Below are 16834 nucleotides of genomic sequence, written 5' to 3'. Positions count from 1 at the left end.
AGTTAGAGAGGAGTCAACAATGAAATCTTTTATAAAACGAGACCTGCTAGTCATTGCAGCTATTCTTATGTCATTAATCATGGTAGGTTGTTCGAGTCAATCATCACAAACTAGTAGTCAAGCAAGTAACACAATAAAACTCACAACCGATGAAGAGAAACCCTATATAGGTTTTGTGTTAGATACCTTACAAGATGAACGTTGGTATAATGATAAGGAATTATTTGAAGAAAAGGTAAAGGATTTAGGTGGTAATGTAAAAACTTTAGCCGCTAATAGTAGTGATGAAATTCAAATCTCTCAGGCAGAGTTGTTAATAGAAGAAGGAGTGGATGTATTAGTTGTTGTTCCAGCAAATGCAGACACTGCGTCAAAAATTGTGGAAATGGCCCATAACAAAGATGTTAAAGTTATTTCATATGATCGCCTAATCAGAAATGCAGATGTCGATCATTATATTTCCTTTGATAATGAAAAAATCGGAGAAATGCAGGCTAATGGCGTCCTCAATGATATATCAGAAGGTGATTTTGCCTATATTGGTGGAGCTAAGACAGATAATAACGCCACACTTCTTCGCCAAGGAGCAATGAGTGTTCTAAAGCCACTTATAGATGAAGGAAAAATTAATCTTGTATACGATAATTTTACAGATGATTGGGATCCCGCAGTCGCTAAGAAAAATATGCAAGATACTTTACAAGCTAATGGCGATGAAATAGATGCCGTTATTGCTGCAAATGATGGTACTGCTGGAGGAGTTATTCAGGCATTAGAAACTAAGAATTTAGCTGGAAACGTTCCAGTCTCAGGACAGGACGCAGAGTTAAGTGCCATCAAACGAATTATTGATGGCAAACAAACGATGACCGTTTATAAGTCAATTAATTTGTTGGCAGAGAATGCAGCAGAAATAGCCGTTAAATTTGCCAATGATGAATCTATTTCAACGAATAAAACGATTGATAATGGAAAAATTGATGTGCCAGCTACATTACTCGAACCAATTTCTGTAACAAAAGATAATATCAAGGAAACAATCATAAAAGATGGCTACCTAACATCAGAAGAAATTTATGGTCAATAATGGTTAGTCCGAATGCAAATAGGGAGGGTCCTTCATCTGCCTCATGCATACAAGATTAATGGCAGAAGCGGGGTCCCTCACCTTATGCTTAAAGGTATCAGTGAAAAATAGTAAATTTCCGTTAAAAACGTTACACCTCTGATTAGCATAAACATTAATATACCGCAGTTTTTTAACACAACGTCAACAATATAAAAACTCTCATCTCACGGTTCTCTATAACACCTTGAAATGAGAGTTTTTGATTTTCCTTTAGTCCATAAACACCTTTTTAGGATTGCAAAATGAATGTCAAAGAAAGATTGGCTTCATTCGTTTAAGAGCCTTCTCCTTCGTTTAACACTCTCCATGTTAGGCATGTATTAAGAATTAGCCTTGCCCTGCATTTTACTTTAAGTTTTTAACGCCCGTTTCTAATATTTCCATTTGCAGCAGTGTCTGTTCATCAGTAATGGTTTTATCTTTACCATTTATGACAGTTTCATATAAGTCATCATATACGCTTCCATAATCACCATTTACGGATTTCACTTTTTCTTCGTGGATTGTACCTTCTTCATCCATATATGTCAGTACACCATAATGTTTTATTGTATCTATACCAAAATCCTTATTATCAGGCATGTAAAATAACTTTAAATGTTCTTCCTGACGATCTTTGGTCTGTTTTACAAAGCATCCGTTTTTACCATAAACGGCGAAACTGGGTCTTTCTTTCAGTCTAAAATAACTAGATTTTACAGATACCTTTAACCTGCCATAATATAAATCTAAATCGAAATAGTCATTCATTCTTCCTTGTCCTAATAATTGCCTTACATCATAATGTATCTGATCGGGCTTGCCAAAGTAGCTGATGACCTGATCCAGTGTATGACAACCATGTCCATACAAAAATGATGAAGCAGGATCAAAAGAGTGAGCAGACTCGGGTACTTCAGGACGATAATAGTCATAATGCATTTCCACTTCCAACAAGTCCCCTATTTTCCCTTCTTCCAAAACCTTTTGAACGGTTAAAAAATCACTGTCAAAGCGCCTGTTTTGATATGCCTGAACAATTAATCCTTTCTCTTTTGCCAATGCAAATATTTCTTTTGCCTGTTCTGATGTTTCCATAAAAGGCTTTTCGACCAAACAGTTTTTGTTATGTTCTAATACTAGTTTTGCGTAATCATAGTGGCTGTCATGTTTTGTGCAAACCACAATGAGTTGAATGTCCTTGTCATTTAATAACTCATTTAAATCAGAAGTATAATTTACTCCTGCAATCTTACCCCAACTGTCATGTTCAGGATTCCTTCGATAAATTGTTTTTACCTTTATATTCTCTCTTTGCAGCACGAACGGTAAATGATATCTGTTCGTGCTTTTCCCATTTCCAATATAACCAATAGTAAGCATAGCAGCCTCCTTAATGAATGACTTTAATCGTATAAAAAAGCGCCTCTGTAGATGAAAGGTATATCCTAACAAGAGGCACTTCTTTATTTGTATATTTAATCATTAATTATTACATTACGTGTATCACATGGAGTACAACACCGACTACGAACAATCCAAGAATCATCACAATCGGAGAAACTTTCTTTCTAAGCAGCCACATGGAAAGAAGTGTTATCAACAATCCGGCTAAACCGGGAATTAAGCTATCCAAGTTGTCTTGCAGGGTTGTCACATCATATTCGCTTAATGAACGACCCGCTGCTTGTTGTTCTAATGCGGTTTTAATTCCCTCGGATCCAGAAGGCAAGCTATCCCAATCAATATAGGCACCTTCGTCAAGTTCGACTTTAGATACCGTTGGCGTAAATGCTACATTCACCCAACGGTTAACTAATGATCCAAGGATGAACATACCCAGTATGGATGCACCTTTTGTAATATCTTGAAGTAACCCGCCAGATAAGTCTTCCGTAATTTTGGAACCAGCTTTGTAACCAAGTTCTTGTGAATACCACATGAATCCCATACGAATAATATTCCATAAAACAAAGTAAAGAATTGGTCCTAGTATATTGCCAGACAAAGCAAGAGAAGCCGCTAATGCACCAAGAATCGGTTTCACCGTAAACCAGAACATTGGATCCCCGATACCTGCTAAAGGCCCCATCATTCCAACTTTAACCCCTTGAATTGCCTTATCATCAACTGGAGCACCATTTGCACGTTCTTCTTCTAGTGCTAAAGTCACACCAAGAATAGGGGAAGCTACATATGGATGCGTATTAAAAAATTCTAAGTGACGTTGCAGTGCAGCAGAACGGTCTTCTTTTGATTTATATAATCGTTTGATCGCGGGAATCATGGAAAATGCCCAACCGCCGTTTTGCATACGTTCATAGTTCCAAGAGCCTTGAATGAAAGTGGAACGCCACCAAATAGAAACACGATCTCTTTTTGATAATTTCATTTCTTGCGTCATCTTCATATCCTCCTTCTTTTAATAGTCATCAATAATATCGCCTAGCGGGTCACCAGTGTTTCCGTTTCCGCCACCAGAACCACCTTGTTTAGAAAGTGTTATATAAATAAGTGCAAGAGCTACACCAATACCACCAAGACCCATAAGTGTGATGGATGGAATGGTCGCTAATACGAAACCAATTGCAAAGAATGGCCATACTTCTTTTGTAGCCATCATGTTAATAACCATTGCATAACCAACAGCTACTACCATTCCCCCGCCGACTGCTAAACCATCTGTCAACCAAGTAGGCATTGCCTGAAGCAAATCTTTTACTGGACCTGCACCAATAGCCACAATCAATGCAGCCGGAATCGCAATACGTAATCCCTGCATACAGATAGCAATAATATGCCATACTTCAATTTTTCTAAAGTTTCCTTCCTTCGCTGCAGCATCCATTAAATGTACGATACCTGTTGCAATGGTACGGACAATGATAGTTAATAATAATCCCGCAACTGCAAGTGGAATTGCAATCGCAATGGCAGAAGATACGCCAGCTTCACCTTGTCCACCTAAAACGAGAATAATTGCGGATGCCACAGATGCCAAGGCAGCATCCGGCGCTACTGCTGCACCAATGTTTGCCCAGCCTAAAGCAATCAGCTGCAGGGTACCTCCTAGAATCAGACATGCTGTTAATTCTCCTGTAACTATCCCGATTAACGTACAGGCAATGATTGGTTGGTGAAAGTGGAATTCATCTAAGATCCCTTCCATACCAGCTAAAAATGCCACGATAATAATTAGGATTATTTGAATAATAGTTAAATCCATGATTATTATACCTCCTTTTTTGTCTAGTGATTAGGATTATTTCTGTCTGTTTAATTCCTGTTGTGCTCTTCGTAAAATATCGTCCATGTTGCCCATTGAATCGCTCGGAACTTTACGGACATCGAAGTCCACACCAGCCTCTTTTAACTTAGCGAAGGCATCAATATCATCCTGGTCAAAGGCCAACACCTTATTCGGCTGAACCTTACCAGTCGAATGTGCCATAGAGCCAACGTTGATTGTTTCCAAAGGAACGCCGCCCTCAACCGCTCTAAGTGCATCATGCGGATTTTCGAAAAGAAGTAATGCACGCTGACCGCCAAAGTGCTGATCATCTTTCGCAAGTTCGATCATTTTATTGACAGGAACAGTGTGTGCCTTTATCCCTGAAGGAGCAGCCTGTTGAATTAACTTTTTACGAAGTTCATCCTTTGCTACAACATCAGATACAACGATGATACGTGTAGGACGTGTATTTTTTGTCCAGGAAGTCGCCACTTGTCCATGAAGCAAACGAGAGTCGATACGCGCTAACACGTATTCAAATGTACCAGGAGCACCTGTATCTACTACCTCTGTATCCGCTGCAGCAGGGGTTTCGGGTTCTAATGCTTCAGGTTTTACTTTAACTGCTTCTTTTGCTGTACCAACAATATTCGCAGCTATTTCATGCGCTGTTTCCATGGATAAGCGCGATGCATAAGCTTCAATCAGCATTGCCAAGTTCAACCCAGCAACGATTGCCCATTTATCTTCGTGTTCTTCTATCAAACTGTTGGCTTGGTTGAAAGGAGTTCCACCCCAAAGATCGACTAAGAATAATACTTCATCCTGGTTGTCGAAAGAGGCGATTGCTTCTTTCATTTTTGCCTTTACATCATCAGGTCCTTCGCTTGGCATCAATGTGACAGCTTTTACATTTTCTTGCTCTCCAAAGATCATCGCTCCAGATTGCAAGATACCATTAGCAAATTCACCATGACTAGCAATGATAATTCCTACCATCTATTTACCTCCTCTTATTATTGTTATGGCTTAATTAAACATGGCAAGCCTATAAAGTAGTATTTTTCCAGACTTCCGAAGCGGTTACATTTCCGATAATAAAAAAGACATGAGCAAAAGTAGATTAGTGAGTTAAATGAAAGCAGAGGGATAAAAGAACCCATTCTTCATTTTAAGCACTACTTTTTACTCATGCCTAATCGAATCAGTAACACGTTAAAAATAACTCTGATGGTTATTTATCTTATGAAAGGGCTTTAATGATAGCGTAAAACAAAGCTTCACTCGAACTACTTTAATACACTGCTATAATAGAATAGCACTCTAGCTTTCATTTTTCAAGAAAATAGTTATTTGTTCCTACCTTTGTAACAGTTTATCCGTTAGAGATGACCCCACAAAAAAAGACAGGTTCCAATCTGTCTTGAATGTAAAACGATTACTTTTTAGCTTTACGCCTGAAACTGCGTTTGATTATATCAACGAAACCTAATGATTGTACCATATGATTCGGATCAACGTATTCACGTATTGCTCGAAGAACCTTTTTTGGATCTTTAGAAGAAAGTGTATATGTCCCATTCCGCTTCGTTTGGATAGCATAACGCGGGATCCATTTGCCTTTGAACAAGACTGAAGCAATCACGTAATCAACTTCTTCCCAAGGAATTTGAATGAACTTACGAGCATCACGATTATTGTAAAATTCAAATCCTTTGTCTCCAATCATAATCTTACCATAATCCGAAATTCTTATATGTGAGGTTGCATTAATAACTAAATCGACTTTTGTATTGATTGATTGGACCATTTAATCTACCCCATTCTTTTAATACTAATTATTATTATACACGGTTTATCAATTTAAAAAAAGATTACTTGGGGCAAGTTCCAGCATTTCTAAGAAACAATGCCAGGTACACATTCAATTCTGAATTATTTATGTACCTGGCACTGTTTCTTAACGTAACGGCAAAAGTGTCCTATCCAACACAAAAGATCATACAATTAAGAGACGAAGTAATTGACTACTTAAATACGTCTAATGAAGATAGAGAAACACAAATAAAAGAGGTTGCAAGGCTATCACGTCAGAAACTGGGACTACGTAATGATACGAATGATGAGCTTATGTTTCTAGTAGAAAAAAGTGGTGTTTTTATTTTTGAAAAAGCAATTGGTGGAGAGATTGATGCTTACAGTTTATGGTCGAAACAAGCGCGACCTTTTATCATTTTAGGAAATTTAAAACGATCCGCTGTACGGAGAAATTTTGATATTGCACACGAACTCGGTCATTTATTACTTCACTATCGGGTTGAATTTACAAGTTTAAATCGTCAAGAACATAAAGCAGTCGAAAATGAGGCCAATCAGTTTGCAGGTGCATTTCTCCTACCTGAGGAGTCGATTTCAGCTGATATGCAAACTATTTCTCATGTAACAAATCCAGATGCATATGTTGACCTGAAAAAGAAATGGAAAACGTCTTTGCAGGTTTTAGGGTATCGAGCAGCCAAACTAGGTATACTGAATGCAAAAAATCATCGTAATTTTTATGCGGCACTTCACCGGAAAGGTTATTTAAAAATGGAGCCTCTAGATGAAACGATACCTATTCAAAAGCCGCAAAAAGTGAAATCAATTATTGACTTAGTTACCAAAAAAGGACTAATCGATATTCGCCAAATGATCGAAAACGATTGGATGGTAGATATTACTTTCTTCCATCAAATAACAGGTATTGATGTAAGTTTTTTTAAACGTTATATGGCTAACGAACAGGATTTTGAACTAGTTAATGTTACTGATTTATCATCTGGTAATTATAAGAGGAAGATATAAACTAATTACTATTAATGGATAAAAAAGAAACCGTTCATCTGTCAATATAAGAACGGTTTCTTGATTTTCTTTACTTAGCTTTTGCAACCGTCTTTATCACAAGTGTTTTAGAACCAGTGTTTACCCAATGACTTGATTCTTTGTTGGTATTAGCACCGCAACCAGTTTTACTGCCATCCTTTCACCTTATTTCGATCCCATACCAGGCATGTATTATTTAAATGTGGAAATCTGAGCGGGCAAACAATTTTTCCCATTAGTAAGCCCTCACTAGATAATTCAAGCGATTGTTTCTACTTAAACACCAAGTTAAATTAACATTAATAAGTCTGATATAATCAATATATGGAGGTGATAGTGTGGGCGATATAAAATTATTTCGTGTAGATAACAATCATATTAAAGAATTAGAAGGTAAAGCAGTCGCAGTTGAAAAATCTCTCCAAGACACAATAGAAAGGCACCTTGAAACATTCTTAGCGGTTCGTTTTCTTTCATCTGAATATAGCACTGGGAAAAAACATGCGGGTAGAATTGACACTCTAGGTATTGATGAAAACAACTCCCCTGTTATCATTGAATACAAACGTTCCATCAATGAAAATGTCATAAATCAAGGATTATTTTATCTAGATTGGCTCTTAGACCATAAAGCAGAATTTGAATTGATGGTTATGAGAAGGTATGGAGAGGAAATATCAATAAATATAGACTGGAGCAGCCCTCGCTTACTTTGTATAGCAGGTGGATTCACTAAATACGACGAGCATGCTGTACAACAAATTAATCGTAACATCGAATTGTATCAGTATAAACAATATGATGAAGGTTTTTTACTACTTGATTTAGTTAATGCCACAACAGCTCAAACAGTTCATATTAATGATAATATAAGCACTGACAACAAGGCAAAATCCAAATCAAAAACAGTGACAGAATATATTGAGCAGGCTAGTACTGAACTTACAGACAGATACGAAGCACTTAAATCATACATAACTGCTCTTGGAGACGATGTCCAGATAAAGGTCCTAAAAAATTATATTGCTTTTAAACGAATCAAGAACTTTGCTTGTATCGAGGTTCATCCAAGTACCAAGAAGATTCTCATGTATTTAAAAGTGGGTCCAGACAAAATAAACTTGGAGCCTGGTTTCAGTCGTAATGTCACAAATATTGGTCATTACGGAACTGGTGATTTAGAGATTACAATAACTACTGATGATGAGATTGAGAAGGCCAAGCAATATATTAATTGGAGTTATGATAATAGCTGAATTTGAAGGATGTTTAAGAATATTAGTACCTGTAGAAAATTGAAAGGGAGCTGGACGCATCCAACTCCCTTAGGTGTGGTCCGAAGACATCCACCGCTATTCTCTAACTATAATATACAACTACTGTACAGATTATGCAAGAAATTTATATTTGGATATAGCTCCTTAATGCTATTAATTTTTGTTGTGTATTCGTATGAAAAACTTGATGGGAAACGGTTGCTGGAACCTTTTGTCTGAAATTATCAATAAGTGATTCAAATCGCCGTACTGCTCTATATAATTCTGTCTTTGGTATTCCAAGTTTTTTTTGTAAATAAACAAGTAATAGTAAATAATCAGTTATGGAATTAAAGTTAATTCCACCAATATTCATATCATTCTGTAACGCTTTTTTTAATGATTTCCTTATTTTAGCTCGCTTAAATCTTACGTCAAATATAACATCATTATGAGCAACTGCATTCCTCAAGTCTTTAATCATAAATATAATACTAGAAGTCATCAGGGCATCTCCATCAAATGCCTGATTTAGTAAAAGGGATTTGGATACTTCTCTTCTGACGGTTTTATTTAAACAATTGAAGAAGTGACCGAACTCACCCATATTGATTACTTCAAATATAGCCCATACCGGTACATATCGGTCAGAATGATAGAAGTGCTGCACAACTTGACGGCCTGTATTATAGTCACGGGATAATGTCCCATATATTTTATTTCTTAACTCTAGTCTTTTCCTTAAAGCAAATTTATAATTATCCGAATGATGAACATGCCGTTTATAATCATCCAATAGCCTTTCGTATATGTCATCAAAACTATCAGTTCTAGAGTGACTTAGAACCTCTTCTAGAACATAGTTTTTGAGTGCCGTTTCCAAAAACATTATTTGAGGATAAAATAATCCCTTAAGTTCCATATCTAGATTATTTATTGCTAGTACTTCATTAAAATCATTAAAATTGATTCGATTCTGCGGACTTTTTATAAAACGATAGCCTTTAAAGCCGTGATAATAACCAAAATTTCTTAATTTACGTTTATGGTTACTACCTTTTATATGAATATTATGCTCATCACGCATATACCTCATTAAGGAATCAATTGTTTTAACCTTTGTCAATGCTATACCCCTTCCCACTTCCACTATATTATTATTGTAGCATGAAGTCACACAAATAATAAGTCACTGGATATAGGCAAGTAACACTCACTGCATCAATCTTCTATTTAGTTGCCTTTATTCATACCAAAATGTAAAATATGTAATTGAAAGAGGGTATCAAAATGCCACAAATTCAGTACGGAAATACCACCATATATTACTGCCATTACAAACAAGCCCGAAAAGATGTTAAAATCTCTGTCAACATTGTCAATGGTGTTGAAGTATTTATACCAGATAACCTTGATGATGCTAAAATCTCTCAAATTATTAAGCAAAAAGCTCCATGGATTACAAAGAAGCTCCGACAACTTGATGAAGTTACGACTACTGTCCAGCAAAAAGAATTCGTAAGCGGGGAAAAACTTCCCTACTTAGGTCGTCATTATCGACTGAAAGTACACAAAGAAGCCATTCCTAAAGCTTCGTTTCAGTTCAAACAAGGTCGTTTCATCGCTACCGTTCCTCGTTCGTGGCCTCAGGACAAAATACAGGATCATCTCGAACAAAAACTCATTCATTGGTATCGTGAACACGGACATAAAAAAATCATTGAACGAGCAAGTGATTATCAATCCATGCTAGGTGTTGAACCACGGTCTCTACAATTAAAAACACAACATAAACGTTGGGGAACATGCACTCCAAATGGTGATATTTATCTAAATTGGCGAATCGTGATGGCACCTGTTCGAGTGATTGATTATATTATCGTGCATGAGTTAGCTCACCTAATTGTTCCTGAGCATAATGATAAATTTTGGCGGATAGTTAGAACGACTCTTCCTCATTATAAAGAAGCAAAAGAATGGTTACGTGTACATGGTATCGAATTACATAGCATCGGGTGAATGCACCAAAGCATACAGACCATGCCCGATACGTTTGTAATCATCATAGGGTTTGATGGTGTTGTTTGGTCTCGACACAACATTTACTTGTCAGATGGGTGCGGATAGTGGAATCCTTATAAGTGGTTCCAGCCCTTCCCATCTCATCTAGCACCTCTTGGATTGAAAATTCATTTTTTCCTTTTGCTTTCACAAGTTGCTGTACCACCTGTAACATTTCTTCACGACAGCTTGTCCTTTTCTTTTTACCCATCAACCTGATTCCCTTCTGTAAATAAAGGCATAACACCTTTCCATGATGTTATGCCTCCTAGATGCTGTTAATTAAGGCTTATAATGAACCTCACCCAGTTCCATCAATTGTCTTGCTACACTTTCGACTTGTTTATTAGGAACAGAGCTAGCTCGAAGTTGTTTCTTTAGTCTTTTTCTCATTTCACGCTTCACGTCTTCTTTTTCTGTCCAATCAATCACAGCATTATCTTGAATAATATACGTAATAATTTCGGTCAAATCTTTTAAGCTTTCTTGCTCCATTTCAACTGGAATTTGCTGTTCCAACAACTGATAAAACGGCAACTGCTTGGCATCTTTTAGACCGAACGATTGACTCTCCTGTTCCATATCCATCATTTCTTCTCTCATGGCTTGGTATTCTTCCAGTAGTTCTTCAATCGTTAATTGTCGTGCTTTCCGTTGTTCGATTAACTGCTCCAATCGTTCCTTTATGGATGTGTATTTCACTGGGTTCTCTTCCAGTTTGATTCGGATTTCATGTTTAATGGCATGTTCCATTTCCGCTGCTTTTGCTTCAGGAGTCTTCAATTCATCTAACTTTTCATCAAATTTATTGGTTAAAATATTTACAGGTTCAAATAAAATTTCAGGTGTCGATGCATAAACATATTCTTCAATCAATTCCCGTACCTTACCACCACAATCGGATATATCCAACGTGCCATCATCGACATGGTAACGGGACTTCGCTAACTTTCGAATCTTACCTAACCATTTCAAATCATCAACATAGGCTTTCGCTTTTGGACTTGGCATCACCATATCCATGCTTTCAGAAAACTTCTTGAAGGCTGTATCGAACGTATTGCGCACATCTTCTGGTTCCAGCACTTTCAAACAAGCTTCTAAATCATCTTTTCGTATATAATCAAAGAATTGCATCACCCTGCGATGACGTGATTGTAATCGTGGAACTTCCTCATCCACATGGTGCATGGCCCCTTTGATATCCTCTTCATGAAAGATACCGAGTGCTTCTTCTAGGAAGCGGGAGACACCATAATAATCCACAATTAATCCGTGTGACTTTTTATCATAGGTTCGATTCGTTCTGGCGATGGCCTGAAGAAGATTATGTTCCTTCAAGGGCTTGTCCAAATACATCACCTGTTCAATCGGTGCATCAAAGCCTGTTAAGAGCTTATCGCAGACGATTAAAAAGGCAAGCGGGTCCTCCTCTAATGGTTTCTTAAAACGTTGGATAAATTCCTTTTCTTCTGCTCGTGACAGGCCATACTGTTTCATTTCTTCTGAATCATTATGACTGTTAGAAATAATGACAGCTGATTCATAATCACTTAATTCATCCATTAATTTTTTATATTCTACGGCTGCTTGACGTGATACCGAAACAATTTGTGCTTTAAAGCCGTTTGGCTGGATATGCTGTTCATAATGGTCAATCATATCAAGCACAACTGTTTTTAAACGCTTGGGAGATGCAGTCAACGCCTCTTCTGTCACGTATTTCTGCTTAATCCGTTCTTTATCTTCATCGGAATAATCGCGGAAGAAACGGTCAAATAAGGTATCAATGGTCTCGCCTTGAACGTGTAAATCAATTAATCTTGCTTCATAAAAGATTGGTACCGTTGCCCCATCTTCCACTGCTTTTTCAATTGGATATTTATCAATATAGGTTCCAAAGGTTCGTACGGTACTTTTGTCTTCTTTGTCGATTGGTGTTCCTGTAAAACCAATATACGTTGCATTTGGTAAACCTATACGCATATTCATCGCTAACGAACTGTACTGAGAACGGTGCGACTCATCAACCAACACAATGACATTTTCTGAATCAGTCAGTAGGGGGTAATCCTCATCTTCTTCGGCTTGGAATTTCTGTACTAAGGTCATTACGGTAGAGCCTGGACCTTGTTGTAATAATGACTTGAGTTCATCTACAGATTCAGCTTGTTTTGGATTTGGAAACCCACATCGTGTAAAGGTAGCGGTTATTTGGGCATCTAAATCTTGGCGGTCTGTTACAACGACAATGACAGGATTCTCTAGCTGTTTTAGACGTCGCAGTTTCATCGATAAAAATACCATCGATAATGATTTTCCTGACCCTTGTGTCGCCCATACAACCCCACCACGAGCCTGTGGATGTTTACCTGTTAGGATTCGTTTTACAGCTTTATTCACAGCTCGATACTGCTGATAACGAGCCATTTTCTTAATCACTCGACCATCTTCTGGTTCATAGACAATAAAGTTTAAGATAATATCAAACAGTCGCTCTTTCTCCAATATTCCTACCGTTAAAATATCCTGGGCTGTCGGGGCCTCCCCCACATCCTGAACAGCCAACGGATAGGGTTCTTTCCATGTACTATAATGTTGTGCTTTGGCCCCCATTGTACCAACTTTTGCACGGTCATTACTCGTGGAAATCATGAATTGGTTATAATGAAAAAGTGCTTCATTTTCTTGTTGATAGCGACGTAACTGTTTCACTCCTTGTCCAATTTGTTCATCTGGAGGCAGGGCTGGACTTTTACATTCAATCACGACTAATGGCAAACCATTGACATACAGCATAATATCAGGACGAATGATGTCATTAGCATGTGTATAGCTGAATTGATTGGTAATGATGAAGTCGTTATTGTTGATATTGTCAAAATCAATCAGTTTTACCGTCTGGTTCTTCCGTCCACTCCCAACATCTTGTTGAACCGACAGCTGATTAATGAGCAGTCCATGAAAATGTTGATTTGCTTCCATGAGGCTTGCGGCTTCCATATGTGTAACACTGCGTACCACTTTATTTAAGTTATTTTCATTTATCCATGGATTCAATTGTTTAATCGATGCTTCCAATCGCCCTTTTAAGACAACTTCCGTTTGCGATGTGCGCTCTTTATCCAGTTCCGTTCCATGAACATACGTGTAGCCAAGCTTCTGAAGTTGGTCCATCATTCGATTTTCCACTAACGTTTCTTCATTCCAAGCTTGTGCTTCGCTCATGACGGAACCCCCTCGTTATCATCAATTGGTACACGGACTTTGCCTGTTAGAAGTTGTTGCATAAGGCCTTGTTTGATATTATTTAACATTCTAATTTTTTGTTCCTCAAATTTAATTTTATCATTAATTGAATCAATTCTTGAAGAAATTTCTTTCTGTTCTTCTAGTGGGGGCTTCATTAATAAAAGCTCTCGAAATGACGACGCATTCAATTTGAAATTTACTTGGACTGAAGTATCTTTTGAAAAATATTGAATTGATTTTAGATAATTCAATAAATGATAATAAAATTTATTATTACAGTCGTCGTTTACTCTTATTTTTAAAATAAAAGAAGCATATGTGTACTCATCATCTAAATTAAATATAGCTGTTTTTCCAACGTGCTTTTGACTTCCAGAACGCCAATTAAAAAGCAAATCACCTTTATTCAATTGAAATCGTTCCTGTTCACGTTTTTTTACATATACTTGTTTAGTCAAATCCAAATTACCTTCTAGTGTTATATTTGCTCCAGTAATAATCGGGATACCTATATTAGGGTCTGTATTATTAGATACAGCTTCCGATATACCATAATCTACAATAGCAAACTCATTAACTTTTAAAACTTCCCAATTTCTTGGTATTTCACCAAGTGGCGAAGACTTAAAATCTGTATGTCCAATCCCTTTCGTCAACAACTGTTGCATTAATCCTTTTTTCACCGTCTCAGTTTGTTCGATGATTTGTTCTGTTTTTTCAATTGTTTCATCGACGGATGAGAGGATTGCTGCGATTTTTTGTTGTTGCTTTTTAGTTGGCTTTGGTATAGGTATTGATAATGTATCCTTAGGAGATACCCTCATCCTGCTCCCAGTCGAACCCGATTGTAGATTTAGTAAATACCTTTGGAAGATTTTCGATTTAAAAAATTGATAATAATATTCTAAATCAATATCACTACTCTTTCTTTCATATACCATAAATTCTGTAGAACAGATAGAATTTATCTTATTTTTGTCTTCATTATCAAATTTCCATACTCTATTTATTCTCGGATTTAACTTTGATACTAATATCGATGGTTCTTTTAATAAATATTTATTGCTTTTTATCGAAGCTCCTCTTTCAAGTAACGGTTTCTCACCATTATCATATGCAGGGATACTATAATGAAGAAATTGTTCCTCTGGGATATCATTGGGTTTAACATTTTTCCTGCTCATATTAAATATTTCATCTAATTGATAATCCTTATAACTCATTAAATCCCAACTCCTTCAAATACCCATACATCTTATCCTCTATTTCTTCACGTTCTTGCTCTAGCTTCTTCAAATCATTCAATGCCGCTTGAACGTCAATTTCTTCTTCCTCTTCGGTAGTATCAATGTATCGGGCAATGTTTAAGTTGTAGCCATTCTCTTCTAATTCTTCTAAGTCAACGACTCGGCAATATTTCTCCTGGTCTTCCCAAGCATCATAAGCCTGAACAATTTTGTCGATATCCTCACTACGAAGAACGTTCTGATTCTTGCCTTCTTGATAATCTTTAGAACCATCTAAAATAAACACTTTCCCTTTTTGGTTCTCTACTTTATTTCGATTCAGGATTAAAATACAAGCAGGGATACCTGTTCCATAGAAAAGGTTGGATGGCAACCCAATAATCGCCTCCACTAAATCATCTTTTAACAGACCTTCGCGAATTTTCCCTTCTGCACCACCACGGAATAACACACCATGTGGCATGACGACGCCAGCTTTACCTTCATGGTTTAACGTAGACACCATATGTTGAACAAAGGCATAGTCCCCAGCGTTTTTTGGTGGTATGCCAAAGCGAAAACGACCATACTCATCCGCTTCAGCTTCTTCACGTCCCCAATTCTTAAGTGAAAAAGGTGGATTGGCTATTACCCTGTCATATAAAAGCAATTCCTTATCATCACCTAATAGCTTCGGCTCACGTATCGTATCTCCACGTTCAATTCTGTGGTCACTTAACCCATGTAACAACAGATTCATCTTACAAATCGCCCATGTGTTCAGGTTTCGTTCTTGTCCATGTAAGGATAAATTACGTGCGTCTCCACCTTGTGATTTAATGTAATCGACGGATTGAACAAGCATACCACCTGAACCGACAGTCGGATCACACACCCTCATCCCTTCTTCTGGTTTAATCAGATTCACAATCAGTTCAACAACTTTTGTCGGTGTATAGAATTCGCCACCCTTTTTTCCAGCATCATCCGCGAACTGCTTAATTAAGTATTCGTAAGCACGCCCAAGCATGTCGGGTTCCGATAGATTCTCATTACTTAAATCAATCGAAGAAAAATGTTGAATCAATTGTAATAACAATTTATCAGGTAATTTATCTTTATCATTAAAATCAATATTAGCCAAAACACCAACTAAAGATGGGTTCTCTTCTTCAAGTGCTTCAAAGGCTTTGTTAATCGTATTACCGATATCCTGTGTTTGGATTTGAATATGTGTCCACCGAGCCCGTTCTGGAACAAAGAACTGATGCTCATCACGGTCATACCATGCATAATCATCATTTTCTTCTTCTTCCACGTATGTCGCATGCTCAATAAACACGTCACTCAAACGTTTTAAAAACAGTAAACCAAATATATAATTTTTATAATCAGAGGAATCAATGCTCCCCCTTAAAATATTTGCTGATTCCCATAAGTGTGATTCTAATTGTTGTAATGTTAGCTTTGCCATATATTAACCCCCAGATATTTCTTCTTACCTATATTACAAATATATCAAAAGCAGTTTGAAATAGATAGAATCGGGGATAAATTGACAGAAAAACCCTATATAGCAGAAAAAATGCAAAAAATCCAACCTCAAGTTATGTATAGATGATTAACTATTGTATTGTTTGGTGCCCACCGTCTCTTTATAGAGGCTTTTTTTATTAAAGGGAAAGGAGGTGAGAACATTGTTAGTCACCACAAACACACAGTGAAACCAGTCATCGGAGGGGGTGGATGGTGAACAGGGTTTCTTGTAGCAAACAAGGTACATCCAGCACACATTGATGGTCTGTGGTGTCTTGGTATGAAAGTTACCATTACA

Annotated in this window: 14 protein-coding genes; 4 read left to right on the top strand and 10 right to left on the bottom strand. The window is 37.1% G+C overall.

Features of this window, described 5'->3' with window-relative positions; translation table 11 throughout:
* Nucleotides 1–19: 19 nt before the first annotated feature.
* On the top strand, nt 20–1087 hold the full coding sequence (locus C8270_RS04900) for a sugar ABC transporter substrate-binding protein (protein ID WP_106495759.1): 1068 nt from the start codon (nt 20–22) through the stop codon (nt 1085–1087).
* Between the two features lie 387 nt (nt 1088–1474).
* Here C8270_RS04900 and C8270_RS04895 read toward each other — a convergent pair whose 3' ends face one another.
* The 5 genes from C8270_RS04895 to C8270_RS04875 form a co-directional block, all read right to left on the bottom strand.
* Nucleotides 1475–2491 carry an oxidoreductase gene (locus tag C8270_RS04895; protein WP_106495758.1) on the bottom strand — a complete coding sequence of 339 codons (1017 nt, stop codon included), beginning with the start codon at nt 2489–2491 and terminating at the stop codon, nt 1475–1477.
* A 109-nt stretch (nt 2492–2600) separates the two neighbouring features.
* A complete protein-coding gene (locus C8270_RS04890) occupies nt 2601–3512 on the bottom strand; it encodes a PTS system mannose/fructose/sorbose family transporter subunit IID (protein WP_106495757.1) in 912 nt (303 codons plus the stop codon).
* A gap of 18 nt (nt 3513–3530) precedes the next feature.
* Nucleotides 3531–4334: a PTS mannose/fructose/sorbose transporter subunit IIC gene (locus tag C8270_RS04885; RefSeq protein ID WP_106495756.1), complete on the bottom strand. Its 804-nt coding sequence runs from the start codon at nt 4332–4334 to the stop codon at nt 3531–3533.
* Between the two features lie 36 nt (nt 4335–4370).
* A complete protein-coding gene (locus tag C8270_RS04880) occupies nt 4371–5339 on the bottom strand; it encodes a mannose/fructose/sorbose PTS transporter subunit IIA (protein ID WP_106495755.1) in 969 nt (322 codons plus the stop codon).
* 439 nt (nt 5340–5778) lie between these two features.
* The gene (locus C8270_RS04875; RefSeq protein ID WP_106495754.1) at nt 5779–6150 is read right to left on the bottom strand and encodes a DUF956 family protein; all 372 of its coding nucleotides are present in this window, start codon (nt 6148–6150) and stop codon (nt 5779–5781) included.
* Between C8270_RS04875 and C8270_RS04870 the strand changes: the two genes are divergently transcribed.
* Complete coding sequence (locus tag C8270_RS04870) at nt 6138–7184, top strand: spr1629 family repressor/antitoxin (RefSeq protein WP_234028475.1); 1047 nt, start codon at nt 6138–6140, stop codon at nt 7182–7184. The genes C8270_RS04875 and C8270_RS04870 overlap by 13 nt on opposite strands.
* Before the next feature lie 359 nt (nt 7185–7543).
* Nucleotides 7544–8461, top strand: a complete 918-nt coding sequence (locus tag C8270_RS04865; protein WP_106495753.1) for a DUF5655 domain-containing protein — start codon at nt 7544–7546, stop codon at nt 8459–8461.
* A gap of 145 nt (nt 8462–8606) precedes the next feature.
* Here the strand turns inward: C8270_RS04865 and C8270_RS04860 are convergent, their stop codons facing one another.
* The gene (locus C8270_RS04860) at nt 8607–9587 is read right to left on the bottom strand and encodes an Abi family protein (RefSeq protein WP_106495752.1); all 981 of its coding nucleotides are present in this window, start codon (nt 9585–9587) and stop codon (nt 8607–8609) included.
* Nucleotides 9588–9751: 164 nt separating this feature from the next.
* Between C8270_RS04860 and C8270_RS04855 the strand changes: the two genes are divergently transcribed.
* Complete coding sequence (locus tag C8270_RS04855) at nt 9752–10480, top strand: M48 family metallopeptidase (RefSeq protein WP_106495751.1); 729 nt, start codon at nt 9752–9754, stop codon at nt 10478–10480.
* Between the two features lie 43 nt (nt 10481–10523).
* Here the strand turns inward: C8270_RS04855 and C8270_RS04850 are convergent, their stop codons facing one another.
* The 4 genes from C8270_RS04850 to C8270_RS04835 all read right to left on the bottom strand — a co-directional run bounded on the left by C8270_RS04850 (nt 10524) and on the right by C8270_RS04835 (nt 16474).
* Nucleotides 10524–10733, bottom strand: coding sequence for a DUF7669 domain-containing protein (locus C8270_RS04850; protein ID WP_106495750.1), 210 nt, complete (start codon nt 10731–10733; stop codon nt 10524–10526).
* A 71-nt stretch (nt 10734–10804) separates the two neighbouring features.
* Nucleotides 10805–13750 (bottom strand): type I restriction endonuclease subunit R, encoded by a 2946-nt coding sequence (locus tag C8270_RS04845; protein WP_106495749.1) that lies wholly within the window; start codon nt 13748–13750, stop codon nt 10805–10807.
* Nucleotides 13747–14997: a restriction endonuclease subunit S gene (locus C8270_RS04840; protein WP_106495748.1), complete on the bottom strand. Its 1251-nt coding sequence runs from the start codon at nt 14995–14997 to the stop codon at nt 13747–13749. Before C8270_RS04840 ends, C8270_RS04845 begins: the two co-directional genes overlap by 4 nt.
* Complete coding sequence (locus C8270_RS04835; RefSeq protein WP_106495747.1) at nt 14987–16474, bottom strand: type I restriction-modification system subunit M; 1488 nt, start codon at nt 16472–16474, stop codon at nt 14987–14989. Before C8270_RS04835 ends, C8270_RS04840 begins: the two co-directional genes overlap by 11 nt.
* Nucleotides 16475–16834 lie beyond the last annotated feature (360 nt).

It is taken from the genome of Lentibacillus sp. Marseille-P4043 (genome assembly GCF_900258515.1).
In the GTDB taxonomy this organism is placed as follows: Bacteria; Bacillota; Bacilli; order Bacillales; family Amphibacillaceae; genus Lentibacillus_C.
Note: the sequence above shows the minus strand (reverse complement) of the source record. Positions and strands in the feature narration are given on the sequence as shown.

Coding starts and splice junctions, on each gene's coding strand:
- C8270_RS04880 (WP_106495755.1), bottom strand. CDS start 5,339: ATGGTAGGAATTATCATTGCTAGTCATGGTGAATTTGCTAATGGTATC.
- C8270_RS04840 (WP_106495748.1), bottom strand. CDS start 14,997: ATGAGTTATAAGGATTATCAATTAGATGAAATATTTAATATGAGCAGG.
- C8270_RS04895 (WP_106495758.1), bottom strand. CDS start 2,491: ATGCTTACTATTGGTTATATTGGAAATGGGAAAAGCACGAACAGATAT.
- C8270_RS04890 (WP_106495757.1), bottom strand. CDS start 3,512: ATGACGCAAGAAATGAAATTATCAAAAAGAGATCGTGTTTCTATTTGG.
- C8270_RS04875 (WP_106495754.1), bottom strand. CDS start 6,150: ATGGTCCAATCAATCAATACAAAAGTCGATTTAGTTATTAATGCAACC.
- C8270_RS04900 (WP_106495759.1), top strand. CDS start 20: ATGAAATCTTTTATAAAACGAGACCTGCTAGTCATTGCAGCTATTCTT.
- C8270_RS04855 (WP_106495751.1), top strand. CDS start 9,752: ATGCCACAAATTCAGTACGGAAATACCACCATATATTACTGCCATTAC.
- C8270_RS04835 (WP_106495747.1), bottom strand. CDS start 16,474: ATGGCAAAGCTAACATTACAACAATTAGAATCACACTTATGGGAATCA.
- C8270_RS04850 (WP_106495750.1), bottom strand. CDS start 10,733: ATGGGTAAAAAGAAAAGGACAAGCTGTCGTGAAGAAATGTTACAGGTG.
- C8270_RS04885 (WP_106495756.1), bottom strand. CDS start 4,334: ATGGATTTAACTATTATTCAAATAATCCTAATTATTATCGTGGCATTT.
- C8270_RS04845 (WP_106495749.1), bottom strand. CDS start 13,750: ATGAGCGAAGCACAAGCTTGGAATGAAGAAACGTTAGTGGAAAATCGA.